Here is a 25,234-nt window from a genome sequence, read left to right on the forward strand (position 1 = left end):
CACCTGGATTCTCTTGATATTGATGATCATGTGATTGCGTGACTTGTCGGGGATTCCGGATCAAGCAGACACGCGCCGCGACCCAACCGCCTCTGGCGGCGCCGTCGCTGGTTAAAGTCAAATTAACAGGTACCCGCACCAGGCACTGTCGAACCTTAGCAACTCTTTTGTGAGAGCAATCCCTGTGGCTAGGTCTGACCGGAACGAATCTCTGGTCTATGACCTTCTGCCCAGTGCGTGGCTGGCAACCTAGCCCGCCTGCCGTGGAATTCCAAGCCTTTTCTTCATGTTTTCGAAAAGAACGTTCCATCATACGCCTGTTTTCAGGCATTCGTTGCCGAAGGAGAACACTATCGCCCGATCATTTCCGCCGAGATCGCGAATCCTGTCGATGATTCGAAAGCCGTTTTCTTCGAAAACGTGCCCCACGACCTGCAACTGGTCATAGCCGATCTCGACCCCGACGACGCCACCCTCGGCAAGATGGCCGGCGGCGTTTGCGGCAATGATACGATAGGCGTCCAGTCCATCGGCACCGCCGTCCAGCGCCAGCGCCGGATCATGATCCCGCACCTCGGGCGCGAGCGACGCGACCACTTCGGTGCGTATATAGGGCGGATTTGACACGATTATGTCGAACGTGCCGTCGATCTGCTCGAACCAGTCGCTTTCCACAGCCGCAAAGCGGTGATCGAGTGTGTTGCGCACGGCATTGGCTTGCGCCATCTCGACGGCGCCTGTGGCAAGATCCGAGCCGACGCCGGTTGCTTCCGGCACCGCACTGAGCAGGGCGAGACAGATCGCCCCGGTCCCGGTTCCAAGATCGATGATCCGGCAGCTTCCCTTGGCAGTGGCGATGGTTCGGGCAAACGGAATGAGCCCCTCGACGATCATTTCCGAATCTGGCCGCGGTTCCAACGTGTCCTTGGACATGCCGAGCGTCAGCCCAAAGAATTCGCGCTGCCCGAGGATGCGGTGAACCGGCTCATGCGCCGCCCGCCGCGCAATCGCCGCGCGGATGCGCTGCGCATCTTCCGGCGCCACCACCTCGCGCCCGCGTGTCATGAAGGCCGCCGCCGGCAGGTCGAGCAGGCCGGAGATCAGCATGCGCGCGTCGAACGCCGCCTCGCCGATATGGGCATCGAGGAAACGCGCCTTCGCCTCGGCAAACAGGCTGTCGAGCGTGTCGGTCATCCGCGTTGCTCGCCCAGTTGCGCCAGCTGGTCCGCCTGGTAGTCGGCCAGAAGCGCATCCACCACCTCGTCGATCTCGCCCATCATCATCCGGTCGATCTTGTAGAGCGTCAGGTTGATGCGATGGTCGGTCACGCGTCCCTGCGGGAAGTTGTAGGTGCGGATACGCTCGGAGCGATCGCCCGACCCGACCTGGCTCTTGCGCGATGCGGACCGCTCGCTGTCGGCCTTCTGCCGCTCCATGTCGTAGAGCCGCGAGCGCAGCACCTGCATCGCCTTGGCGCGGTTCTGGTGCTGCGACTTCTCCGAACTGGTGACGACGATGCCCGATGGCAAGTGCGTGATGCGCACCGCCGAATCGGTCGTGTTGACGTGCTGGCCACCCGCACCCGACGAGCGCATCGTGTCGATGCGGATGTCTTCATTGCGGATTTCGATGTCGATGTCCTCCGCTTCCGGCAGAACCGCAACCGTCGCCGCCGAGGTATGGATGCGTCCTTGCGTTTCCGTATCCGGCACGCGCTGGACCCGGTGAACGCCGGATTCGAATTTCAGCTTCGAGAACACCCCGCGCCCGGTGACGGTCGCAATGATTTCCTTGTAGCCACCCGCGTCGCCCTCGCTTGCTGAAAGCACCTCGACCTTCCAGCCCTTGTCGGCGGCATAGCGCTCATACATGCGGAAGAGGTCGCCGGCAAAAAGCGCCGCTTCCGAACCGCCGGTCCCGGCGCGAATTTCGAGGATCGCGCTCTTTTCGTCGGCCGCATCCTTCGGCAGGAGAAGGATCTGCATCTCCTTTTCCAGCGTCTCGATCCGCTCCTCGATCTCGGGCTCTTCCATCTCGGCCAGGTCGCGCATCTCGCGATCGGTGCTTTTGTCGGACAGCAGCGTCTCTATATCGGCAAGCTCGCCCTGCGCCTTCTCGTACTGCCTGATCTTCGTCACCACCGGCTGCAGCTCGGAATATTCGGACGCGAGCTTCACATAGACATCCGCCGCCGGCCCCTCGGCCATGCGCGCCTCGATCTCACTGAAGCGCCGCTCCAGCTCGCGCATTTTTTCAACAGGAAGTGTGGCCAATGTTTACTCCGTAACGACAGCCGCGAAACGCGCCAGTCCAAATTATGTAAGTCGGGGAGAGTTTACCCCCCTCTGTCACTTCGTGACATCTCCCCCTCAAGGGGGGAGTTCATTCTTTTCCCTCACCCATTCCTCGCAGAACTTGAAGCCGTCAGGAGGGCAAAATAGCCGCGACCAATTTCCCCCCTTGAGGGGGAGATGTCGGCGTTGCCGACAGAGGGGGGTCGGTGCGGCAAATTCCGATCCGCTAAACCGGAACCCCGTTCTCCGCCGCGAATGCGATCAGCATCTGGCGCACCGGCGTCTGGTCCTTCGTGTCGTCCAGCGTCGCATGCAGCATGGCCGAGAGCTTGTCGACATCAAGCGCCAGAAGCATCGCCTTCACTGGCCCGACAGCTGTCGGCGACATCGACACCGAGCGGTAGCCGATCCCGAGCAGCGCCATCGCCGATAGCGGCTTGCTCGCCATCTCGCCGCACAGCGTCACCGAGGTCTCGTTGCGGTCGCCCGCCCGGATGATATCGCGCAGGATGCGCAGGAACGGCCGGCCGAGCACATCGAACCGGTCGGATACCCGCGCATTGCCGCGATCGACCGCCATGGCGAACTGGAACAGGTCGTTCGATCCGACGGAAACGAAATCGACCTCGTGCATCAGTTCGTCAAGCTGCCACAGCAGGGCCGGAACTTCCAGCATCGCGCCGAACTGCAGTTTGCGCGGCAATTGCTCGCCGACTTTGGACTGGCGCTGGATTTCCTTTTGCAACAGCTCGCGCACGGTCCGCAGCTCCGACACCTCGGTCACCATCGGCAGCATGATGCGCAGCTCCTGGCCTGCCGAGGCCCGCAGCATGGCGCGCAGCTGCGTGCGCAAAAGACCGGGCCGGTCGAGCGACAGGCGGATCGCCCGCCAGCCGAGCGCCGGGTTTTCCTCTTCCGCCGCGCGGAAATAGGGCACGACCTTGTCGCCGCCGATATCGAGCGTGCGGAAGGTCACCGGCTTGCCGCCCGCCTGCTTGATGACATTGCGATAGAAAGCTTCCTGCTCTTCCATCTTCGGCATGGTCGAGGCAATCATGAACTGCAGCTCGGTGCGGAACAAACCGATGCCTTCCGCGCCGGACTCGACAAGCTGCGGCAGATCGACCATCAGGCCGGCATTCATCTGCAGCTTGATGCGCTTGCCGTCCTTGGTCAAAGGCTCGACGCCGCGCAGCGCCTTGAACTGCTCCTGCCGGCGTGCCCGAAGCTTTACCTTCTCCTCATAGGCCCGCTGCAAGTCGGCCATGGGCCTCAGATGCACCTTGGCATCATCGCCATCGACGATGATCGCATCGCGGTTTTCCGCCAGCGCCACGGCGCCTGCCGCCTGGCCGACGACCGGAATGCCCATGGCCCGGGCGACGATCACCACATGGCTCGTCACCGCGCCCTCTTCAAGCACGAGGCCGCGCACATTCTCGCGCGGATAGTCGAGCAGCTCGGCAGCACCCATGGCGCGGGCGACAACGATCGCATCCGGCGGGAAATCGCTCGCCGAAAGCTTGGCACCATAGCCGGTCAACTGCCTGAGCAACCGGTTGGCGAGATCGTCGAAATCGTGCATGCGCTCGCGCAGATAGGGATCCGTCAGCCGGATCATCCGCGCCTTGGTCTCGCTCTGCACCCGCTCGACCGCCGCTTCCGCTGTCAGCCCGTTGCGGATCGCCTCCTCGAGCTTGCGGACCCAGCCACGGTCATGGGCGAACATCCGGTAGGCTTCGAGCACAGCGCGGTGCTCGCCTTCCATGGACACATCGCGGCGCGACAGCATGTCGTCGATCGAGATGCGCAGCGAACCGAGCGCTTCCGCCAGGCGGCCGAGTTCGTGATCGGTGTCGTCGTTCAGCAGATTGGTGACGACGATGCGCGGCTCGTGCAGCACCACATAGCCGAGGCCGATGCCGTCGTTGAAGCTGTTGCCGTCTATCGAGACCGGCCGCGACAGGTCCAGTTCGAGACCCGGCCGGGTGATCTTCTTCAACTCGCCGGTCGCGACCATCTCGGCGAGCACCATCGCCGTGGTCTCCATCGCCTCGACCTCGTCGTCGCGATAGGTGCGGCTTGCCTTGTTCTGCACGACGAGAACGCCGAGCGAGCGGCCGGTCCGCAGAATCGGCACGCCGAGGAACGAATGATAGATTTCCTCGCCCGTTTCCGGCAGGTAGGTGAAGGCCGGATGCGACTGCGCGTCAGAAAGGTTGAGCGGCCGGGCGCTGGCGGCAATCGTACCGACGAGGCCCTGCCCCATCTGCAGTTGCGCCAGGTGGACGGCGCCCGGGTTCAGACCTTCGGTGGCATAGAGTTCGAGCACGCCGTCAGAGCGCAGCACGTAGACCGAGCACACTTCCGCGACCATGTTCTGCGCTATCTGGCGAACAATCTGATCAAGGCGCTCCTGCGGCTCAAGCGGTTCCGCCATGAGTTCGCGCAACCGCTTGAGAAGGACGCGTGGACCCGCCGAGAGGTCTCTCATCGCGCTACGTCTCCTGTCTGAAAAGTCAACAACTGCGGGCGGCAAATGGTTCCGGCACCTGCGCGCCGAAACGTCGTTGCCGCCGCTTGCCTTAACTCTTATCCAGACCGTAGACGGAATGCAAAGTGCGAACCGCCAATTCGGCGTAAGCACCGTCGATCAGGATGGAAATCTTGATTTCAGAGGTCGTGATCGCCTTGATGTTGATGCCTTTTTCGGCAAGTGCGCGGAAAGCGGACGCAGCCACGCCCGCATGGCTGCGCATGCCGATGCCGATGACCGAGACTTTGACGAGGCCTGATTCGCTCTGGATGACGTCGAAGCCGACCTTGTCCTTTGCTTCGTTCAAGACCTTCAAGGCCTTTTCGACATCGCCGGAGGGCACCGTGAAGGTCATGTCGGTCTTCGAACCGTCTTCCGAAATGTTCTGGACGATCATGTCGACATTGATATGGGATTCGGCCAGCGGGCCGAAGATCGCAGCCGAAACGCCGGGGCGGTCGGCCACGCGCCGGAGCGAAATCTGCGCTTCATCCTTGGCATAGGCGATGCCGGTGACGACTTCCTGTTCCACGATCTCTTCCTCATCACAAATCAGCGTGCCGGGGGGATTCAAGAAATCGCCCATGCCCGGCGCATCGGGGTCTTCGAAACTGGAGCGCACGAAGGTGCGGACCTTGAATACCATGGCAAGCTCGACCGAGCGAACCTGCAGGACCTTGGCGCCGAGGGACGCCATTTCCAGCATTTCCTCGAACGCGATCTTCTTCATCCGCCGCGCCTTCGGCTCGACGCGCGGGTCGGTGGTGTAGACGCCATCGACATCGGTATAGATGTCGCAGCGGTCGGCCTTGATCGCAGCCGCGATCGCCACGGCCGAGGTGTCCGAGCCGCCGCGGCCGAGCGTCGCGATCCGGTTGTCGGGACCAAGCCCCTGGAAGCCGGCGACGACGGCAACCTGCCCCTCGCCGAAGCGGCGGATCAGCTCCGTGCCATCGATATCCATAATGCGTGCGGCGCCATGGGCGTTGTCGGTCTTGATCGGGATCTGCCAGCCCTGCCAAGAGCGCGCATTGATGCCGATATTCTGCAGCGCAATCGCAAGCAGACCCGAGGTCACCTGCTCGCCCGAGGCGACGACGGCATCATATTCGCGCGCATCATGCATCGCCGAGGCATCGCGCGTCCAGGCAACCAGCTCATTGGTCTTGCCCGACATGGCCGAAACGACGACGGCAACCTCATGGCCGGCATCGACCTCGCGTTTCACATGGCGCGCCACATTCCTGATGCGATCCATATCCGCGACGGACGTGCCGCCGAATTTCATCACGATGCGTGCCATATGCCTCTACCGGTCGAAAATGCCGCGCGGCAACCCGCGCCTGTCTGTTTTCAAGTTGGCGGTCTCTTAGCGAAATTGAGGGCGGGGTGCAATGGAGAAGGAAGTGGGTTCTGGCGTAGCGGCGTCTTGGCGCTATGCCCGTCCAACAGTGGCAGCTCGGAGGTCCAAAGCAGCCTTCCGTACTTGCTGCGGACAGACAGACTTCCGCGCTTGTTACTGTAACATACTTGCATTTTTGTAATTTGGGGTGCTCAACTCGTTTGGGGTAACCCCGCATTTGCAAAAGTCCATTGCACACACTGTCATAGTCTTTTCGTCGAAGAATAACGGCGGATGCCTGAGGTCTTCTCGGCGACATGGCAGAACAAAAAAAGATTTCCGCACGCGATGATGACGCCAGGTCTGCGTACCGGAACCTGGTCGCTGTCAACAACGCACAATCCGGTCCTTCCTGGGGAGGAGCACCTATGTCTGACAGAAAGTTACTACCCACTCGTCATGATTCTGCAGAACTCAGCCTCAATCGCCGCAGCGTATTGCTCGGAACCACCACCCTAGCGCTTGCAACGGCGTTCGGAAGCTTGAAGGCGCCGAAACCAGCGCACGCACAAACCGAAGCCACGCCGGCTAAGAAGCCCAACATTCTCGTCATTTTCGGCGACGACATCGGCTACTGGAACACCAGTGTCTACAGCCGAGGCCAGATGGGATACCAGACACCCAACATTGACCGTATCGCCGACGAGGGTGCGGTCTTTACCGACCACTACGCCCAGCAATCCTGCACCGCCGGGCGCGCCGCGTTTATCACCGGGCAAAGCTGCTTCCGCACGGGGTTGCTCAAGGTCGGTCTGCCGGGCGCCAAGGAAGGCCTGTCCGAAAAAGATCCGACGCTCGCTGACCTGCTCAAGCCCCAAGGCTATGCAACTGGCCAGTTCGGCAAGAACCACCTTGGCGACCGCAATGAATTTCTGCCAACCGTTCATGGCTTCGACGAATTCTTCGGCAACCTCTATCATCTCAATGCCGAGGACGAACCGGAAAATCCTGACTACCCGAAAGACCCGCAATTCCGCGCGAAGTTTGGTCCGCGTGGCGTCTTGAAATGCACGGCGACCGATGTCGACGATCCCAGCGAGGATCCGCGCTTTGGGCGTGTGGGCAAGCAGAAGATCGAAGACACCGGCCCGCTGACAACCAAGCGCATGGAAACTGTAGACGAAGAATTTCTCGGTGCCGCGATGGACTTCATCGACCGAAAGCACAAAGAGGATAAACCGTTCTTCTGCTGGTTCAATTCAACCCGCATGCACATCTACACGCACCTCAAGCCTGAATCGAAAGGCAAGACGGGATTGGGCCTGGAGGCCGACGGCATGGTCGAGTTCGACGGCATGGTGGGCCAGCTTCTCAAGCAGCTCGACGATCTCGGCATCGCCGACAACACCATAGTCCTCTGGACCACTGACAACGGCGCAGAAGTCTTTTCGTGGCCGGATGGCGGCACCACGCCGTTCAAAGGCGAGAAGAACACGAACTGGGAAGGCGGCTATCGAGTACCGTGCGTCATGCGTTGGCCGGGCGTCATCAAGCCGGGAACGGAAATCAACCACATCACCTCGCACGAGGACTTCGTGCCGACTTTGGTGGCCGCGGCTGGGGAGCCTGATATAACCTCAAAGCTGCTGACCGGCTACGAGGCCGCCGGCAAGACATTTAAGGTCCACCTCGACGGTTATGACCAGCGCGACGTGCTCGCTGGTACCGGGCCGGGCAAGCGACAGGAATACTTCTACTGGACGGATGACGGCAACCTCGCCGGCCTGCGCTATGATCGCTGGAAGATGATATTCCTGGAACAGCGGGCTGAAGGCCTGGACGTGTGGCAGGATCCGCTTGTGCCACTGCGATTGCCGAAGCTTATTGACCTGCGTGCCGATCCATTCGAGCGGGCACAATCGGATGCCGGCGACTATGCCAAGTGGCGTGTCGAGCATGCCTTCCTGCTCATCCCGGCGCAGGCCTACGTGGCAAAGCACCTGCAAACCTACGTCGAGTTTCCGCCACGTCAGAAGCCCGGCAGTTTTTCGCTCGACCAGGTCCTGGCGAAATTGCAGGAGGCTGGCGGGAAATGAAATGATTGAAGTCGAGATAGGCCGGTTTCTGTGATCGGTCGCGCGGGTCCTGACGGCAAGCGCGACCGATGCATGTCGACGTGGTGTGAAGCGACCTCTGGTCGCGAGCCTCGAATGCCGTTGGCGCCATTTGCCACCTGCACCGCATCTCCGTTTCCTCACCCGCACCTCCGCCAAAACAGCCTTGGGAGCGGCGTGCAATGGAGAAGGATATGGGTTCTTCGCGGGATTCGATCGCAAATGCCGCCCGGGGGAACTCGTGGCCCGTTTTAGACCTTCGCAAGGTTTTCGCGTTTGCCCTACCCAGGGAGAACGTCTGCATACGGAAAATTAAGCTCGCCGGAGGCAAAGTTCGGCGGTGACACCACGACTTGTCTCGAGCCATTCTTGAATTGGCCAACGTCGGGGCCGGTTATTCCCTGGAACTGGACCTGCAAGACCCGCGGCTCTGCCCATTCGCCGTTTGCTCCAAACTTGATGGCGCCCATGACAGTGTCAAAAGTCGCGCCTCGTGCGTATGCCGAGAGACTCTCGTCGTTCAAACCGCCGGTGGCCTCCACAGCCTGCGCAACCACCTGCATCTGGGCATAGGCGAGCGGTGCCATGTAGTGTCCCAACAGGTCGACGCCGGCCTCGTCGGCTCGTGCCTGGTAGGTACTCAGAAATTCCTGAACCCCGGGGAACATCAATTCGGGGACCGGCACCCAATATTCGTAGTTCACGAAACCGTTGAGTAGCGGGCCGAGCGTGGTTTTTACCGCCGTGTTCTGCGGACCAATCATGCCGGCGCCGACCATCTTCGGACGGAATGGGTGGGCTTGGATGCTGCGCACGAGGCCGACCGAGTCATCGAGGTAGGAGCAGAGAAACAGCAGATCGCAATTGCTCTCGGCGACAGCATCAATAAGAGGCGCAAAATTCTCCGTCGCCAGCGGATAGGTGGCCTCATGGACGATCCGAAAGCCGTACTTCTCGGCATTGGCCTTCGCGCCGAGAATGGGATTGCGGGAGAATGCGGCGTCGGCCGACAGCAGCGCTACGGTCGTGGGCCGCGGCCTTTGTTCCGCGGCGAGCGCGAAGAAGCCTTCGGTGAGCGCAGCATTCGGATCCGGTCCGGTCGGGATCATGGCGAAGTAGTTCGGATAGGTGAGCGCGTTGTTGACGCCGAGACCCATTAGCCCAACGAAAAAGCGCTACCGCTCCATGATCAGCGGCATTGCCGGCAATATGGTGTTGGTGCCGTAGCCGCCGATAACGAGATCGACCTTGCCCTCATCCATCAGCAGTTCGTAGAGGCCGGGAACGAGTGAAGCGTCAGCACGATCGTCATGGCAAACGAATTCGACAGGACGGCCAAGCAGGCCGCCCCGTCTGTTGACGTCTTCCCGCCAAATGTCATGGGCGAGCCGAGCCGACCGGCTGTTGCCCGCGAGCGGACCGGTCAGCGACAGGCAGTACCCGATGCGGATTGGCGCTGGCGCGGTGGGCATGATCAGTGGCCCGATCCAGCACGCCCCGCGAGAAGCTGCAGTTCCCAGGCAAGAGCGACGGCGCTGGCTCCGCCATGTTCGAGAACGACGCCAGCGACGCCGGCGGCTGTCTCCTCGCGCGCCCAATCACGCTGCCATTCGCCCAGCACGGCAAGCCAAGTGATCGGTACCGCGCCGGCGGCGACCATGCGGCGCACGGCCATATCATGAGCCTCCAGCGTGACACCACCTGAGGCATCGGTAACGATGAAGACGTCATATCCCTCGGCGAGCGCCTGGATCGCCGGCATGGCGAGGCAGATCTCGGTATAGAGCGCAGCCAGTATCAGTTGCTTGCGCCCGCTCTTCTTGACGATATCTGTGACGTTCGGATCTTCCCAGGTATTGATGAAGGTGCGGTCGATCGGCTTCTGGTCCGGGAACACGTCCTGCAGACCCTTGATGATGTAACCGCCGCGCTCCTCGATCACCGTGGTCAGGATCGTTGGCACGTTGAAGACTTTCGCCGTCTTGGCGAGGCCGATGACGTTGTTGATGATCGTCGTCGGCTCGTGGCTGTTCAGATTGGTGAACTGGTAGGGCTGATGATCGATCAGCACGAGGATGCTGTCTTCGGGGCGAAGCAGGGCTTCGAGGCCGGTCTTGGGCATGGGGAACTCCTTGGGATATGCAGTGGCGGCTCAGGCGCCAGTGGGGTCGATAAAGACGTGGAGGGTTTGGATGAAGCCGCCCTCGAACCGGGCGACATCCGTGCCGGTCACAGCGACGGGACCATTCGGGGGCCCGGATTGCCAGCGCAGCCGCCCGACGCCATGATGGCCGACGACGGGGCCAATTGCCGTGAAGACGAAGCTTGGCGGCAGGCTCGACAATAGGGCTTCCACCGCCTGATTGATGGCGACATGGCCTGTCGCCGAGGTATCCGGCTCGTAGAGCACGGCGTCTTCGGCATAGAGTTCGCGGATGGCCGCGATCCGCCGCTCGGCATTGCTCTCACCGAATACACGCACGAGATTCGCCTGCATCCGGCCGTCATAGTCGAAGGGCGCTTCCGGCTTGTGTTGATCGATCATCTTCCACCTTGCCGGATCAGGAGCTCCGAGAGGTCGGGTGTCGTCAAACGCTCGATCCGATTTCTCTCGCCTGTCCGGTCGAGGAACTATTGCTCTGCCAATTTGTAGAATGCACTGTTCGATTCTGCGATTTCCAGTCCGAATTCGCTATGGAATCGTGATCAGTTTTTCCGCTCGCGCCGCCACGCCGCAGGCGTCGCTCCGGTGAATTTCCGGAACGTCCGGCCGAAATGCACCGCGTCGGCAAAGCCGGTTGACTCGGCCACTTGGTCGAGCGACGCGGGGGTATCGATCAGCAGGGCCTGCGCGCGCCGAATACGCGCGTCGAGTTGCCAGCGATACGGCGCCATCCCTGTCGAGGCCTTGAATGCCCGGCTGAAATGCGACTGCGACAAGCCCGCCAGTGCTGCCAGATTGGCAAGGTCGATGCGCTGAGGCAGATGTGCCTCCAGATGCTCCACGATACGCCGAAGCTGCCGGGGTGCCAGGCCATTGCCGTCCGCGGCGGGCTCCGGCGGTTCGGCGAAGAGCCGCGCCGCGATCGCGGCCGTCAGCCCGTCGCCATAGAGTTGGGTCGATGGATCTCGGTCGTTCACCGCGTCGGAAAGCAGCTTGACCAAGGTCCAGATGCGATCGTCGGAGAAGCGCAGGCGCGGCGTAGCGGTCGCATCGGCGTCGAAGTCGGTCGCCAACCGCTCACTCAGCACATCGAGGTCGAAGGTCAGGTTTGCATCCTTGACGAAGCGCGTATCGGCACTGTAGCCCCACATCTCCATGCCGGCCGGCGCAAAGTGCATGTGCCTCGGCATATAGCCGATCGGACACGGCTGGTCTTCGCGCAGGCGTGGTTCGCAGGGGCTCCCGATCTCTTCCAGCAGAACGCTGAGACGGGTTTCGGACTCGTGAAAAAGCTGATGAGACGCCCGCCCCGCACAGTGATATTCGGTGATGTCGACACCCACGCCGTTCCATGCGCGCCGCGACACCGACAGGCTCAGCACGTTTTCGGGCAAGGTGGGTGAGGGATCGGTTCGTGCGTCCAAGGCGGCCTCTCCGGCTATCGGCAAACACTTTAGCGGATCGCCACGAAAAGTTAATGAACGTTTGGTGCACGCACTGTTAAGTGTCTGCGTTCAACTTGACCCTCCACATTGAACGACCGCTTAAGCAGCGAGGCGACCGCCCGCCCACAGCCATCGCATACGGCCGGTGGCACTTGCCACCCCAATGGTCCCCTTCCCCAGACCAGTCTCCGCCCCGCAGACACCGAACACTGTCACATACCTGTCACGAAGACCTGCTCCTGTGCCATCGACAAACGGGGATTGAGAACATGATCGACCAACTCAGCCGCATCAAGGCGGAAATCGCCGACAGCTTCGACGAGGAACTGGAAATGCAGATGGAGGAGGACCGGCTCGACGAACTGGTCGCCGAGGGCATGTCGGAAGAGGCCGAGCCGACGATCGACCGCAAGGTCTATTTCCGCGAGCTGTTCCGGCTGCAGCATGAACTCGTCCGGCTGCAGGACTGGGTGCAGTACAAGAAACTCAAGGTCGTGGTGCTGTTCGAAGGCCGCGATTCGGCCGGCAAGGGCGGCGCCATCAAGCGCGTCACCCAGCGCCTCAATCCGCGCGTCTGCCGCACCGTGGCGCTGCCCGCCCCGACCGAGCGCGAGCGCAACCAGTGGTATTTCCAGCGCTACGTGCCGCATCTGCCGACGGCGGGCGAGATGGTCCTGTTCGACCGCAGCTGGTACAACCGCGCCGGCGTCGAGCGCGTCATGGGCTTCTGCAAGCCGGAAGAACTCGACGAATTCTTCCGCACCGTGCCCGAATTCGAGCGCATGCTGGTGCGCTCCGGCATCGTCTTGATCAAATACTGGTTCTCGATCACCGACGAGGAGCAGGAATTCCGCTTCAAGATGCGCATCCACGATCCGTTGAAACAGTGGAAACTATCGCCGATGGACATGGAAAGCCGCGTCCATTGGGAAGAATACACCAAGGCCAAGGAAGAGATGCTGGAGCGGACCCACATCGAGGAAGCCCCCTGGTGGGTCGTCCAGGCCGTCGACAAGAAGAAGGCCCGCCTCAACTGCATCGCTCACCTGTTGAAGCAGATCCCTTACGAGGATGTGCCCAAACCGCCGATCGACCTGCCCGAGCGCATCCGTCACGACGACTATACCCGCGCCCCTGTTCCGCCGGAAATGTACGTGCCGGAGGTGTACTGATCGGATGACGCCGACCCAGTCGAAGCGACCGGGTTCGGACCGCTGACGAACTTCAAGTCTATGGGCTTAAGGCTCTAAGCCAGGCCTCTGTTCGTTTTGGCACATTCTCTCATCCGTCATGTCAGCCCTTGCGACGGGGATCCAGTGCGTTCAAGTCATTGAACGCAAAAGACTCTTTTCACGGCGCAGACGCGCCGTGGCTGGATTCCCGTGACAGGCACAGGAATGACGGGTCTTTTCACATAGACCTGCCTCAGGCAGCTGCGCCCGAATTTTTCGCCACCACCGCCAGATAGGCCGCCTGTAACTCGCCGAACACCGAACGCTCCGGCGCCGGCGTGCCAAGATGCAAGGCCCGCAACTCCGCCATGAACGCCTCCCACATCGCCGGACCGCCCTCCTCCAGCAGCTCGGCGCGGATCGACAGCTCTTCGGACGCCGGCGTGTGCCTGCGTCCCCAGGCGCCCATCTGGGCGAGCAGCGGCACGAGCTGGATCGAGGGCTCGGTCAGGCTGTAGATCCCCTTCTGCTTGTGGCTCGGGTCATCCCGGCGCGACAGCAGACCGTTTTCGGTCAGCCGTTTCAGCCGGTCGGCCAGAACATTCGAGGCGATCCCCTCTTCCGAATGCGTGAGAAGCTCGCGAAAATGCCGGCGGTTACCGAACATGATGTCGCGGATGACGATCAGGCTCCAGCGATCGCCGAGCATTTCCAGTGTCAGGTTGATGGGGCATCCCGACCGGTGTGCAATGTCCATTGTTCGCCCTATGTTAAAACTGCTTGCAATATAGGATCACTTATTTTACAACGCAACCAGTTGCTGATTGAAATCAGTGTTGGAGGACAAGATGAAACCGCAACTCTTCGCCCACCCCTTCTCCGCCTACTGCCAGAAGGTGCTCATCGCGCTCTACGAGAACGGCACGCCGTTCGAGCTGCGCCTGCTCGACCAGAAGACGCCGGAGATCGTCGCCGAATGGAGCGCGCTCTGGCCGCTGAAGCGCATGCCGGTGCTGAAGGACGATGACGAAACCGTGCTGGAATCGACGATCATCATCGAATATCTGGCGCTCAGCCATCCCGGCCCCGTCCGCCTGATCCCCGCGGATGCCAGGGCTGCCCTCAAGACCCGCCTGATGGACCGCTTCTTCGACAACTACGTCATGACCCCGATGCAGAGGGTGGTGTTCAACCAGATCCGCCCGGAAGCCGACCGCGACCCCTATGGCGTCCGCGAGGCGAAGGCGATGCTGGACAACGCCTATGTGTGGCTCGACGGCGCGATCGCCACATCCGAATGGGCGGCCGGCGACACGTTCAGCCTCGCCGATTGCGCCGCCGCCCCCGCGCTGTTCTATGCCGACTGGGTGCATCCGATCCCGGAAACGCTGGAGAACACCCGCGCCTACCGCGCCCGCCTGCTCGCCCGCCCCTCCTTCTCCCGCGCGGTGGATGAAGCCCGGCCGTACCGCGGTTACTTCCCACTGGGCGCCCCGGATCGGGATTAAAGGTAGACCGTTACTTACGAATAAATGACAGAGCAGCCCCCCGCTCCGTCTTCGCATGGGTCGCATCGCACAAACGGAGCAAGGCAGGAATCGGGTGGCGCCGGACAGCCTTTGTTGCGATTGAATCTCCGCAACACCAGGAGGAGATTCAACCATGACCACGCTTTCCAACAAGGTCGCCATCATCACCGGCGCCAGCTCCGGCATCGGCCGTGCCACGGCAAAGCTCTTCGCCAGCGAGGGCGCACGCCTCGTCGTCTCCGGCCGCCGCAAAAGCGCGCTGGACGAACTCGTCGCCGAAATCGAGGCGGAGGGCGGCGAGGCTCTCGCGATAGACGGCGATGTCCGCGACGAAGCCCATGCGGAAGCCTTGGTGGCTGCTGCAACGGAAAAATTCGGCGGCCTCGACATCGCCTTCAACAATGCCGGCAGCACCGGCGAAATGGCGCCGATCGCGGATTTGACGCCTGCCGGATGGCGGGAGACGATCGAAACCAACCTCACCAGCGCCTTCTTCGGCGCGCGATATCAGGTCCCGGCGCTCGAAGCGCGCGGTGGCGGTTCGCTGATCTTCACCTCCAGCTTCGTCGGTTATTCCGCCGGCATGCCGGGCATGAGCGCCTATGCCGCCGCCAAGGCGGGTCTTGTCGGCCTGACCCAGGTTCTGGCGACCGAACTCGGCACAAAGGGCATCCGCGTCAACGCGATCCTGCCCGGCGGAACAAATACACCTGCGAGCATCACCAACGCCCCGGGCGCCGGACCGGAAGTCCTTGCCTTCGTCGAAGGCCTGCATGCGCTGAAGCGGATGGCAAGGCCGGAAGAAATCGCTCAGTCCGTGCTCTACCTCGCTTCGGATGCCTCCCGCTTCACCACAGGCACGGCCATGCTCGTCGACGGCGGCGCTTCGATCAGCCGAACCTGAGACGTCCGGCCACCTTCGCAAAACAGCAAATCACGCTCGCTTTCACATCCCCGACAATGGTGATTGGACTTCTTCATGAGCAATGTCTAATTTTAATATGCTGTTGCCTTGGCCGAAACCGGAACGGCGTTTAACACGATAGCGTTTTTGATTCCCTCTCGGGGAGAGCGTTAAGAGGCGATGTATTCTCAAGCCATTTTGGAGCCCGCCACCAAGTGACGGGCTCTTTGCATTTATACCGCTGCCCTTCAGGCACGCGATCACCCAATTGGGTGAATGCGTGCATCTCAAATCATGCTACCGATTCGCCATTGCATGCGGCGCGACCTGAACCACCCCGCGCATCAGGTGCGTGGGGTGGCGCCCTTACGCCGTCTATGCCCTGCATTGTTTGAAGGCAAACGCGTCAAAAATCATCCCCGTCCATCCCCGCCTTTTGCGCCTGTGCCATACTCCTCCTCGTCCCGCCATCGGATACACCGGATAGCGTTGCCGGCGAGGCGGGGCCGGTGCCTTCGGTCGGTGTTTGAAACGCAGGCGCGGCCGCAGGGGCCTGCAGAAAATGGTTTCCCTCTCGTCTGAAACAGGACGGGGCGTGCCTGTGAGGCACACATGAGGAGCGGCGACTGGTGTGTCGAAAGACAGGCCTTTCGTGGCGCGGCAGCGAGAGCTGCGAGCGCCACCCTGTACCGGAAAAAGGGTGCCGCCATCCCCGCAGAGAAACCGCAGTTGCAGGTAAAAACCACCGCGACGGGACACATCGCGTGTCACTTTTATCTACTCAACCAGGCACACGATGTGCCCCGGCCGATCCCGCCTGGCCCTTGAGGCCGGCGAACCGAAAATGACTTGAAGCACGGGCGAAAAACCGCCGCGTGAACGCACCCGGCCGCCCTCTCACCCCTCGGAGTCTCCCATGTCCAAACCGGAATTCACCGATTACGAAAAACGCCTTTCCGCCGATCATGAGCGACAGTGCCGTGCTCTGTTGACCGCCCAACTGATCTGGAGGATCTGCAGGACCCGCAAATGCGGCCGCGATCGGGCCTGCACCGGCCCGATGCTGGTCTCGGCCCATCAGGGCCGCAAGGTCCGCATCCAGCGCGAGATCGGCCTGTCCGGTCATGCCTGCGCCCGCTTGCCAGCCTGTATCGCCAACGCGCAGGAATCGGGCTTCCAGACCTTCGAGAGGATCATGGACGACTTCCAGAAGGACCAGATCGCTCATCCAGAATACCGCCTGCCGAAATTCGACCGCTGCCTGAAGGCGCGCCAGTTGCGGCAGGACCAGAGCAACCCTTGACATTCGCCCCCGATCGTCCGACTTCACCAGACACATGTTGCACGGAGTAGACGCCATGAGCGAACAAGCCCGCACCACCATCGACCAGGCGCAAGTCGACCGGTTTTCCGCCATGGCCGCCGAGTGGTGGGACCCGAACGGCAAGTTCCGGCCGCTGCACAAGTTCAATCCGGTCCGCCTTACCTATATCCGCGATCGCGTCTCGGAAAATTTCGGCCGTGACGCCAAGGCGCAGCAGCCACTGAAGGGCCTGCGCATCCTCGATATCGGCTGCGGTGGCGGGCTGTTGTCCGAGCCGATGGCCCGCATGGGTGCCGATGTGGTCGGCGCCGATGCGTCGGAAAAGAACATCATGATTGCCAAAACCCACGCGGCCGGCAGCGGCGTTCCTGTCGACTATCGCGCCGTAACCGCCGAGGCGCTCGCCGAAGCCGGCGAGACCTTCGATGTCGTGCTCAACATGGAAGTGGTCGAGCATGTCGCCGATGTCGAATTCTTCATCAGCACCTGCGCCTCCATGGTCCGCCCCGGCGGCCTGATGTTCGTCGCCACCATCAACCGAACGATCAAGGCGGCGGCGCTCGCCATCTTCGCCGCGGAGAACGTGCTGCGCTGGCTGCCGCGCGGCACCCATCAATATGAAAAGCTTGTGCGTCCGGAAGAACTCGAGAAGCCGATCGAAGCGAGCGGCATGACCGTGACGGACCGCACCGGCGTCTTCTTCAATCCGCTTGCCAACCAGTGGAATCTCTCCAAAGATATGGACGTCAACTATATGCTGGTGGCCAGGCGCCCGGCCTGACCGGCAAGACAGCAAGGGAGAATGTCGTGATGAAGATTCCATCCCTCGGCATTCTCCCGGTTGCAGATGCGCAGGCGGAGCCGATGGACTATATCGGCATCTGCGAGGCCTCGGCCGCCATCGCCCTCGACGACAGCCATTTCGTCGTTGCCAGCGACGAAACCAACACATTCCAGATCTATCGCCGCGGTCTTGCCAAGCCCGTGCAGGCGCTGAAATTCAAGCGCTTCCTCGGCAATGAGAAATCCGATATCGAGGCCGCCGCCCGCATCGGCGACAAGGTCTATTGGATAAGCTCGTTCGCCCGGCCCGGTGACGGCGGAAACGCCAGGGACCGTGCCATTCTCGCCGCAAGCAGAATAACGCAAACACCGGACGGCCCGACACTCGAACCTTTGGGCACGCCGTTCGAAGGTCTGCGCGGATATCTGAAGAAAGAACTGCACCGACCCGGCACCGACATCAATATCGAGGGCCTCGCCGGGACCCCGGAAGGCGACCTGCTGATCGGTTTTCGCGCACCGCTCATAGACAAGATGGCGCCGGTCCTGCGCCTGACGAACCCCGCCGCCGTGACCGAGCGCGGCGAGGAGCCACGCTTCGGCAACCCGCACAGGCTCGATCTCGGCGATCGCGGCATCCGCAGCATCGACTGGACCGGCCTTTTACCACCGGTCTATCTCGTCCTTGCGGGCCTGGAGATCGACAAGGGGGAGAGAGACAAGAGTGAGAAATTTTCGCTCTATTCCTGGGGCGGGGGCGACCAGGCGCCGGTAAAACTTCCGCCCAAATTTCCCAGGGATTTCACCGCCGAGGCCCTCGTCTTCTACCCCGAAAAAGGTCTCGTCCAGGTTCTCAGCGACGATGGCAAAAAGGGCGTGAAGGAGAGCGATATCCCGAAGAAGAAACGCCGCTTCCGCAGCATCGATGTTTCGTATTGACCGCACTGACCTTGGCTACCGACCTGCAGCTTTCCTACGAGCGATACAGGGAATGGCTGATCAACCCACCGGGCGACATGGTAGAGCGCCTCAAATAGGCTTGCATGGCAGGCCAAACATCCCCGCGCCCAGTCCCCATGCTAGAGTGTGATCGATTGACCCCGCTGGAGAAAATCCCTCTTCAGGTCAAGCGGTTATTTGACATGAGGGTTTTCTCCCTGCGAGGCCACCTCTACCAGTTTAACGATCGATGGGCTGCTCCCTCTCCTCCGTCATCCTCGGGCTTGACCTCCCTTGTGGTGGGGATCCAGCAGCGCCGCGTCTGCGGCGCAAAAGACTCCTTTCACGCGACGGACGTCGCGTGGCTAGATTCCTGTGACGGGCACAGGAATGACGGAGGAAATGGACTGCCTTCAAAATCGGATAGATACAACCAATAGCGGCCTCCAATTGAAGAGGCCAGACCGATTCAGCGGCCCTGTATTTGAGCAGCAACCAAGTCTTGGCGGGCTTGTTCGCGCAAGTTGTCGAAATCAACCGGCTTGGGCTTGCCGCTTGCTTTGCCCTCTTCCCATAGATCGCGCGATCGGCATGTATCAGCTGTGCGGGCATTCTCAATAGTCGACATCACCCAGCCTCCGGTCTGATATAGTTGGAACATTAAGACCATTTCCCCATATCCGCCAAGATAACCGCGCGAAGATCGACGAAAGCGGTGCGAAGGTCTCCTCACGGCGAGCCCAACATCCCCGCCTACCGACGCCATGCTAGACTTTCAAAGACTGAACATACGCAAGCAGATCGCTCTGCCCTTTGCCATTGTCATCAGCGATCCGCCGGACACGCTGCCGGTCGATACCATAAGCTTCGCCATCGGCGGCGAAGGGTTCTTTGAAAGTGAAGGCTCGTGCCGTTGCGCCGTTGTCATGGAGATGCTCCAGCCGCTCGACGCCTTCCGACCAATCGGGAATATGCCGCCCGTCAACCCACCAGAGCACCAGGGGCGGCCAGCTCGGTTTGACGTTCCAATTGCGCGCGTGTTTCAGCGCGTCGGCATGCACGCCGCTATAGGCGAACGCCATCAGCGATTCGATGTCCTTTCAGACGGAGAGCGACGAGGGGGCGCTGTCGAAGCCGCTGCCGAGGATGAACCGCGGAAACACCTGGGCACCCCAGCTTCGCGGCCCCGGTACGCCGCGGTAACCGGACCGGCCGACAAAACCGGAAGCCCGCGCCGCCGCCTCGAAATTAGCCGTCTCGCGAAGAACGAAGCCCTCGACGGCGGGATCGCCTTCAGGGGCCGACATGCAGGCCGAAATTATAGATCGCCAGATTGTGACGACCGTCGCCGGACATCAGTTCACATCGTCAGGCAGCACCGGCAGCGGCGCAATTTCGATGCCCTCGTCGATGAGCGCCCGCGCCTCGTCGGCCGTTGCCTTGCCGATCAGGCCGCGCTGCTCGGCTTCGCCATAGTGAATTTTGCGCGCTTCCTCGGGAAACTTTTCGCCGACATCGTCGGAGTTCTCACGAATCGCCGTCACCAGCTCGCGGATCTTGGCGACCGCTTCCTTGCGGGCGGCATCCATCATCAAGACCTTGGTCTCATCCTTCCTCCGGCTGGTCGAAACCGCAGGTGCCATCAATCCTTTGGCGACGGACACGGATCCGCAAGCCGGGCAGGAAACCAGCCCCAGTTCCGCCTGCCGGTCGAAATCGGCGCTCGACGAAAACCAGCCATCGAAGGAATGGCCGTTGTCACAGGAAAGCGTGTACTTGATCAAGCCGCCACACCTCCCGCTGCAGGCAGCGGCACTTCCTCCAGCGAAAACGCCCGGCCGTTTTTCAGGTTCGGAATTTTCGCCCGCGCGGCTGCAACCGCAGCGATATCGATATCGGCCAGCACGATGCCTTCGCCGGTGCCACCCGCCGAAGCGAGAACAACACCCCAGGGGTCGATGATCATCGAATGGCCGTAGGTTTCGCGACCGTCCTCATGACGGCCGGCCTGGGCGGCGGCGATGACGAACATGCCGTTCTCGATGGCCCGGGCGCGCAGCAGGATTTCCCAATGTGCCTCGCCGGTCTGCCGCGTGAAGGCGGCGGGCACCGACATGATTTCAGCCCCGGCCGCGGCCTGCGCCCGAAAAAGTTCGGGAAAGCGCACGTCGTAGCAGATGGCGCAGCCGAGCTTGCCGAACGGCAGCTTCACCAGCCGCGCGGTGCCGCCCGGCGTATAGGCCGAGCTTTCCCGCCAGCTTTCGCCATTGTCGAGATCGACGTCGAACATGTGGATCTTGTCGTAGTGGCAGATCTTCCTGCCGTCGGGACCGAAGAGGAACCCGCGATTGGCCATCTTGCCGTCGGCAAGGCCGATCGCCGTAGAGCCGACATGCAGATGAATGCCGAGTTCGGCCGCAAGCTCGGAGGCAGCAGCGACGATGAGGTCGGTGCTCTCCTCACGCAGCACTGCCTTCATCGCCGCACGATCCCGCTGCAACGCGCCGGTCATTTCCGGCGTCTGCACATAGGCAGCGCCCTTGGCCGCAGCGTCCCGGACAAGCCCGGCCATCGTCTCGGCATTCTTCGCCGGGTCGACACCGGAACACATCTGGATCGCTGCAGCCTTGAACGTCATCGAAGCGTCTCCTTATGCGGCGAGCATCTCGTCCAGCTTGCCGGCACGCTCCAGCGCATGCAGGTCGTCGCAGCCGCCGATATGAGCGTTGTTGATGAAGATCTGCGGGAACGTCGTACCGCCGTTCGACCGCTCGACCATCTTCTGGCGGACGTCGGGCGCGTAGGTCGCATCATGCTCCTCGAATGTCACGCCCTTGGTTTCGAGAAGTTTCTTTGCTGCGGAACAATATCCGCAGAACTGACGGGTATAAATGACGACCGAAGCCATGAGTTGACCTGCTCCTTCGCCGGCCCTGTGCCAGCGTCACCTATCGTGTCATATAAGGCCGGACATGGCTCTTGCAAAGGTCAAAACCGTGACATCCGAGGCCCCAGCCTTCTTCAACGCCCGCGTCGCCGCCGAAACCGTCGCACCGGTCGTGTAGACATCGTCGACCAGGACGATGCGCTTGTCGAACACCGTCGCCTTTCCGGCCTCGGTCACCGCGAACGCCCGCGCACATTGTCCTCGCGTGCCGCAGCGCCGAGCCCCACCTGCCGCGCAGTTCGCCTGGTGCGGATCAAGGCGGTGGCGAGATAGGGCTTTCCCGAAAGCCGGGCGATGGCGCGGGCAAGCGCGGCCGACTGGTTGAAGCGGCGCAAAGCCGATAGGCATGCAGCGGAACGGGGATGATCGCGGCAAGCCTCGACAGTCCCATCGCTGGCGCGCACCATCCAGGCCGCCATCGATGGCAAGATCGGTGCGGTCGCGATATTTCAGGCCGTGAACGAGCGACCGAGCAATGCCGTCATTAATGGCGACGGACCGCAACCGCTCGAAGACAGGCGGGTTGGCGATAGCGTCCGCCGAAAGTATGCCGGTACCGAGATCATGCGAGAACGGCACGCCGAGAACCTCGCAATAGGGCCGCTCGATCAGCCGCAAAGTGGCCCAGCAGGCCGGGCAGACGCCGCGATGCTGACCGACCATCCGGCCGCATCCGCTACAGACCGGCGGATAGACGGCATCGACCGCCGCGCGCCTCTGGCCAGTTGCACCCCGGATTTTCCGCCTCTTCGCCCCGCATGAGGTTGACTTTACGATGGGGCGGGTTTCATTGCGATCAGATTTTTGGGCGATCAGATTTTGGAGAGCCACCGTGGATATCGTTTTCGACCAAACGATCATCGAAGCCCGCCGCAAACGGGCACTGCGCAACGGCGACCCGAAGGCGCAATTCCTGCTGGAAATCGCAGGCCGCGAGCTGGCCGAGCGCCTGAGCGTCGTCGAACGCCATTTCGACAAGGCCGTGGAACTGCACGGTTATACCGGGCTGACCGCTGGCTTCCTCACCGAAACCGGCAAAGTCTCGGCCATCGAGCGCGTCGAGACCGATGCAGTCTTCGCAAAGATCGATGGCACCGTTTCCGTCGCGTCGCTCGAAACGGTGCCGCTGCCCCCTGAATCGACCAATCTCATCGTCTCGCCACTGTCGCTGCACCTGACCAACGACACACCTGGCGTCTTCATCCAGATCCGCCGGGCCCTGAAACCGGACGGCCTCTTCCTCGCTGCCATTCCCGGCAGCGGCACCTTGCAGGAATTGCGGGAAGCGCTGCTTGCCGCCGAAAGCGAGATGACCGGCGGCGCCAGCCCCCGCGTCATACCCTTTGCCGATGTCCGCGATATCGGTGCGCTGCTGCAGCGCGCCGGCTTCACACTGCCAGTCGCCGACACCGAAACTTACACCGTACGCTACGATTCCTTGTTTGCGTTGCTGAAAGACCTCCGGGCCATGGGCATGACCAATCCGCTCGCCGCCCGCAGCCGCAAGCCCCTCACCCGCCAGTTTTTCCTGAGGGCGGCCGAAATCTACGCGGATCGTTTTTCCGACCCGGACGGTCGTATCCGCGCGACCTTCTCGATCATCTACATTTCCGGCTGGGCACCGCATGAAAGCCAGCAAAAGCCGCTCAGGCCCGGCTCGGCGAAACAACGGCTTTCCGATGCTCTGAGCACACGCGAATTGCCGCTGAAAGAGTAAGCCTGTCGTGCGTTATTTGGGAGCGTCCTTGATGGCGGTGCTGATCGTGTCGAGGACGTCCAGCAGGGAGTCTGAAAACCCTCCGAGACCGACGATCATCCCAACCGAGATGAGGCTGGCCAACAGGCCATATTCGACGGCTGTGGCACCGGAGGTGTCGGAAAGGAAACGAGTGAGTTTCTTCATGTGCTCCCAGCCTGTTTGGCGCACATCCCGCGGATGAGTTCACCCGAAAAGGACAGGTATGCGCACGTCATTATCGGGTCGATATCGACCCAGGCTGGCAGCGAACGCGAGCCGGGAAACGCCCGGCCCACAGAGGCAATCAGCAGCCGCTTTTGCTCCCGTCGCCATCTATGATGCAGACGGCGCCCGGCATTTCCTGCAACACGCTCCGGCGCACCGTGTAGCGCTTGGTCGCGTTGCTGTTCGGAATGGAGCCGGTCGAGATATTGTCGTAGTCGATCGGTGCATCCGCGAGCACCTTCGTATCCGTCTTCGACGCCAGCATTGGCGTCAGGATGAGCGTCAACGCGATGACGGCAGTTCCGAACAGCAGCGACAGATTGAGCACACCGGTCCGGCGGCTCTGGCTCATCACCAAGTCCTTGTCCTGAACCGTTCTCCAAAAATCGTCGTCAACCATCGTCTGCCTCTCGAATGCCTGCGCTGACCTGAAGACGGTTCACTCTCACCGCTCCAAACCATGTCCGCGCCGATACCAACCGGTGCCAGTCGCGGGAATCATCCCGCTACCGTCGACACCGGCACTTCACTGAAGCTGATTTTGCGTGAGGGTGATAAATGTTCGATTAATGAAATCGAAATTTCGGGGATTTGATCAGAGCAAATCCATTAAATAGGGGATAAGTGGCTCATCCGCCGGAGGCATCGGATAGTCGCGCAAAGCCTTCGGGCGAACCCATTTCACCGCCTGCCCTTCCCGGCCATGGGCAACGCCTTCGTAGCGCCGGCAGACGTAAAGCGGCATCAGCAGATGGAAGCTGTCGTAGGTATGGCTGGCGAAGGTCAGCGGCGCGAGACAGGCGACCTTGGTGCGGATGCCCAGTTCCTCGTCGAGTTCGCGGATCAGCGTTTCCTCCGGCGTTTCGCCCGGCTCCACCTTGCCACCCGGAAACTCCCAGAGGCCGGCCAGCGATTTACCCTCGGGACGTTGAGCAAGCAGGATGCGGCCGTCGCTGTCGACCAAGGCGCAGGCCGCTACCAGCAAAATCTTCCTGCTTGCCGTATCCATCGCTTAAACTCCTGCACGCCGATAAGCGTAACGGTAGACGTCCCTGAAGCCGAAGTTGCGATAAAGGGCGATCGCTGCCTCGTTGCCGCTTTCGACGGCGAGCCAAGCCGTTCGAGCGCCGCGCAGGCGGGCCCAGCGCAGCGAGGCGTTGACGATCGACGCGCCGACACCCTGTCGGCGGACGACTGGCGCGACGGCGACCTGAAGAATTCCGGCGAGATCGTTGTCGTGAACCGCCAGCGAAACCGCGATCGGGCCATGTTCGGGCGCTTCAAACAGAAACAGGCCGCATTCCGGCTTGATGGCGTTGATGACATCGCTCAAGCCTGCCTTGCCCTGACCGTTCTCGCCGCAGATTTGCAGCCGGGCATCGACGAAGCGGCCGACATCGCGCAGCGGCAGGTGCTCGATCGCTTCCGTCGTGTCGTTCGGCGGAATATCGGCCATCATGACGATCGTCTCGGAAAACATCGGCCAGCCGGTCTCATCCATATGGGCAATCAGTTGCGGCGGCGTCAGCGGGGTCTGCCGCACGGTCAGCGGCCGGCCATACTCGGAAAAGCGCTTCGCCGCCTTTTCAAGCCGTGTTTCCAGATCGCGGTAGTCGGACGGATCGAGCGGATTGACGGAATTCAGACGCCTGGAGTCATGCCCCGCCGTCAGGCGGATCAGCCAACTGCCGTCATAATGCACCGATGTCGCCGGCCAGGCACGAAAGCCCACGGCTTCAAGCCGGCGAACATTCGGCAGATCGGCTTTCGAAATCATG

24 protein-coding genes and 3 pseudogenes are annotated in these 25,234 nt (G+C 61.7%); 8 read left to right on the plus strand and 19 right to left on the minus strand.

The window, feature by feature from the left end; genetic code table 11:
- Positions 1-309 precede the first annotated feature (309 nt).
- The 4 genes from prmC to WI754_RS00300 form a co-directional block, all read right to left on the minus strand.
- Complete coding sequence (gene prmC / locus WI754_RS00285) at positions 310-1,194, minus strand: peptide chain release factor N(5)-glutamine methyltransferase (protein WP_349435568.1); 885 nt, start codon at positions 1,192-1,194, stop codon at positions 310-312.
- Positions 1,191-2,273: a peptide chain release factor 1 gene (gene prfA / locus WI754_RS00290; RefSeq protein WP_349435569.1), complete on the minus strand. Its 1,083-nt coding sequence runs from the start codon at positions 2,271-2,273 to the stop codon at positions 1,191-1,193. The genes prmC and prfA overlap by 4 nt, the downstream gene beginning before the upstream one ends.
- 247 nt (positions 2,274-2,520) lie before the next feature.
- Positions 2,521-4,788 (minus strand): phosphoenolpyruvate--protein phosphotransferase, encoded by a 2,268-nt coding sequence (ptsP, locus tag WI754_RS00295; RefSeq protein WP_349435571.1) that lies wholly within the window; start codon positions 4,786-4,788, stop codon positions 2,521-2,523.
- A gap of 91 nt (positions 4,789-4,879) precedes the next feature.
- Positions 4,880-6,133, minus strand: a complete 1,254-nt coding sequence (locus WI754_RS00300) for an aspartate kinase (protein ID WP_349435572.1) — start codon at positions 6,131-6,133, stop codon at positions 4,880-4,882.
- 467 nt (positions 6,134-6,600) lie between these two features.
- On the opposite strand from WI754_RS00300, the gene WI754_RS00305 reads away from it, so the two are divergent.
- Positions 6,601-8,268, plus strand: a complete 1,668-nt coding sequence (locus tag WI754_RS00305) for an arylsulfatase (protein ID WP_349437678.1) — start codon at positions 6,601-6,603, stop codon at positions 8,266-8,268.
- A gap of 299 nt (positions 8,269-8,567) precedes the next feature.
- Here the strand turns inward: WI754_RS00305 and WI754_RS00310 are convergent.
- From WI754_RS00310 to WI754_RS00325, 4 genes and pseudogenes are all read right to left on the minus strand, one after another.
- Positions 8,568-9,758, minus strand: a pseudogene (locus WI754_RS00310) (amino acid ABC transporter substrate-binding protein).
- Positions 9,759-9,760: 2 nt separating this feature from the next.
- Entirely contained in the window at positions 9,761-10,408 is a 648-nt protein-coding gene (locus tag WI754_RS00315; protein WP_349435575.1) for a hydrolase, read from the minus strand.
- 30 nt (positions 10,409-10,438) lie between these two features.
- On the minus strand, positions 10,439-10,831 hold the full coding sequence (locus WI754_RS00320) for a nuclear transport factor 2 family protein (protein WP_349435576.1): 393 nt from the start codon (positions 10,829-10,831) through the stop codon (positions 10,439-10,441).
- 161 nt (positions 10,832-10,992) lie between these two features.
- Positions 10,993-11,874: an AraC family transcriptional regulator gene (locus WI754_RS00325; protein WP_349435577.1), complete on the minus strand. Its 882-nt coding sequence runs from the start codon at positions 11,872-11,874 to the stop codon at positions 10,993-10,995.
- Positions 11,875-12,164: 290 nt separating this feature from the next.
- Here WI754_RS00325 and ppk2 point away from each other — a divergent pair, with 290 nt between their 5' ends.
- Positions 12,165-13,067: a polyphosphate kinase 2 gene (gene ppk2, locus WI754_RS00330; protein ID WP_349435578.1), complete on the plus strand. Its 903-nt coding sequence runs from the start codon at positions 12,165-12,167 to the stop codon at positions 13,065-13,067.
- Positions 13,068-13,320: 253 nt separating this feature from the next.
- On the opposite strand, the gene WI754_RS00335 is transcribed toward ppk2, so the two are convergent.
- Positions 13,321-13,824: a helix-turn-helix domain-containing protein gene (locus WI754_RS00335; RefSeq protein WP_349435579.1), complete on the minus strand. Its 504-nt coding sequence runs from the start codon at positions 13,822-13,824 to the stop codon at positions 13,321-13,323.
- Positions 13,825-13,915: 91 nt separating this feature from the next.
- Between WI754_RS00335 and WI754_RS00340 the strand changes: the two genes are divergently transcribed.
- From WI754_RS00340 to WI754_RS00360, 5 genes are all read left to right on the plus strand, one after another.
- Positions 13,916-14,575 carry a glutathione S-transferase family protein gene (locus WI754_RS00340; protein WP_349435580.1) on the plus strand — a complete coding sequence of 220 codons (660 nt, stop codon included), beginning with the start codon at positions 13,916-13,918 and terminating at the stop codon, positions 14,573-14,575.
- 154 nt (positions 14,576-14,729) lie between these two features.
- The gene (locus WI754_RS00345) at positions 14,730-15,500 is read left to right on the plus strand and encodes an SDR family oxidoreductase (protein ID WP_349435581.1); all 771 of its coding nucleotides are present in this window, start codon (positions 14,730-14,732) and stop codon (positions 15,498-15,500) included.
- A 916-nt stretch (positions 15,501-16,416) separates the two neighbouring features.
- Positions 16,417-16,803: a hypothetical protein gene (locus WI754_RS00350; protein WP_349435584.1), complete on the plus strand. Its 387-nt coding sequence runs from the start codon at positions 16,417-16,419 to the stop codon at positions 16,801-16,803.
- Between the two features lie 55 nt (positions 16,804-16,858).
- Positions 16,859-17,605: a bifunctional 2-polyprenyl-6-hydroxyphenol methylase/3-demethylubiquinol 3-O-methyltransferase UbiG gene (ubiG, locus tag WI754_RS00355; RefSeq protein ID WP_349435585.1), complete on the plus strand. Its 747-nt coding sequence runs from the start codon at positions 16,859-16,861 to the stop codon at positions 17,603-17,605.
- Positions 17,606-17,634: 29 nt separating this feature from the next.
- A complete protein-coding gene (locus tag WI754_RS00360; protein ID WP_349435586.1) occupies positions 17,635-18,546 on the plus strand; it encodes a hypothetical protein in 912 nt (303 codons plus the stop codon).
- A 469-nt stretch (positions 18,547-19,015) separates the two neighbouring features.
- Here WI754_RS00360 and WI754_RS00365 read toward each other — a convergent pair whose 3' ends face one another.
- The 6 genes and pseudogenes from WI754_RS00365 to WI754_RS00390 form a co-directional block, all read right to left on the minus strand.
- Positions 19,016-19,174 carry a hypothetical protein gene (locus tag WI754_RS00365; protein WP_349435588.1) on the minus strand — a complete coding sequence of 53 codons (159 nt, stop codon included), beginning with the start codon at positions 19,172-19,174 and terminating at the stop codon, positions 19,016-19,018.
- A 139-nt stretch (positions 19,175-19,313) separates the two neighbouring features.
- Positions 19,314-19,902: pseudogene (locus WI754_RS00370) on the minus strand (DUF3291 domain-containing protein).
- Positions 19,902-20,330, minus strand: a complete 429-nt coding sequence (locus WI754_RS00375) for a DUF1178 family protein (protein WP_349435590.1) — start codon at positions 20,328-20,330, stop codon at positions 19,902-19,904. Before WI754_RS00375 ends, WI754_RS00370 begins: the two are co-directional and overlap by 1 nt.
- The gene (locus WI754_RS00380; RefSeq protein WP_349435591.1) at positions 20,327-21,184 is read right to left on the minus strand and encodes a carbon-nitrogen hydrolase family protein; all 858 of its coding nucleotides are present in this window, start codon (positions 21,182-21,184) and stop codon (positions 20,327-20,329) included. The genes WI754_RS00375 and WI754_RS00380 overlap by 4 nt, the downstream gene beginning before the upstream one ends.
- Before the next feature lie 12 nt (positions 21,185-21,196).
- The gene (grxC, locus tag WI754_RS00385; protein ID WP_349435592.1) at positions 21,197-21,454 is read right to left on the minus strand and encodes a glutaredoxin 3; all 258 of its coding nucleotides are present in this window, start codon (positions 21,452-21,454) and stop codon (positions 21,197-21,199) included.
- Positions 21,455-21,502: 48 nt separating this feature from the next.
- Positions 21,503-22,231, minus strand: a pseudogene (locus WI754_RS00390) (ComF family protein).
- A 94-nt stretch (positions 22,232-22,325) separates the two neighbouring features.
- Between WI754_RS00390 and WI754_RS00395 the strand changes: the two are divergent.
- On the plus strand, positions 22,326-23,210 hold the full coding sequence (locus WI754_RS00395) for a methyltransferase domain-containing protein (RefSeq protein ID WP_349435594.1): 885 nt from the start codon (positions 22,326-22,328) through the stop codon (positions 23,208-23,210).
- A 12-nt stretch (positions 23,211-23,222) separates the two neighbouring features.
- Here the strand turns inward: WI754_RS00395 and WI754_RS00400 are convergent, their stop codons facing one another.
- From WI754_RS00400 to WI754_RS00415, 4 genes are all read right to left on the minus strand, one after another.
- Entirely contained in the window at positions 23,223-23,396 is a 174-nt protein-coding gene (locus WI754_RS00400; protein WP_349435595.1) for a Flp family type IVb pilin, read from the minus strand.
- Between the two features lie 139 nt (positions 23,397-23,535).
- Positions 23,536-23,856, minus strand: a complete 321-nt coding sequence (locus WI754_RS00405) for a hypothetical protein (protein ID WP_349435596.1) — start codon at positions 23,854-23,856, stop codon at positions 23,536-23,538.
- Positions 23,857-24,051: 195 nt separating this feature from the next.
- Complete coding sequence (gene mutT / locus WI754_RS00410) at positions 24,052-24,465, minus strand: 8-oxo-dGTP diphosphatase MutT (RefSeq protein WP_113007658.1); 414 nt, start codon at positions 24,463-24,465, stop codon at positions 24,052-24,054.
- Between the two features lie 3 nt (positions 24,466-24,468).
- Positions 24,469-25,233 (minus strand): GNAT family N-acetyltransferase, encoded by a 765-nt coding sequence (locus tag WI754_RS00415; protein WP_349437679.1) that lies wholly within the window; start codon positions 25,231-25,233, stop codon positions 24,469-24,471.
- Position 25,234 lies beyond the last annotated feature (1 nt).

The sequence above is a fragment of the Pararhizobium sp. A13 genome, assembly GCF_040126305.1.
Lineage (GTDB): Bacteria > Pseudomonadota > Alphaproteobacteria > Rhizobiales > Rhizobiaceae > Pararhizobium.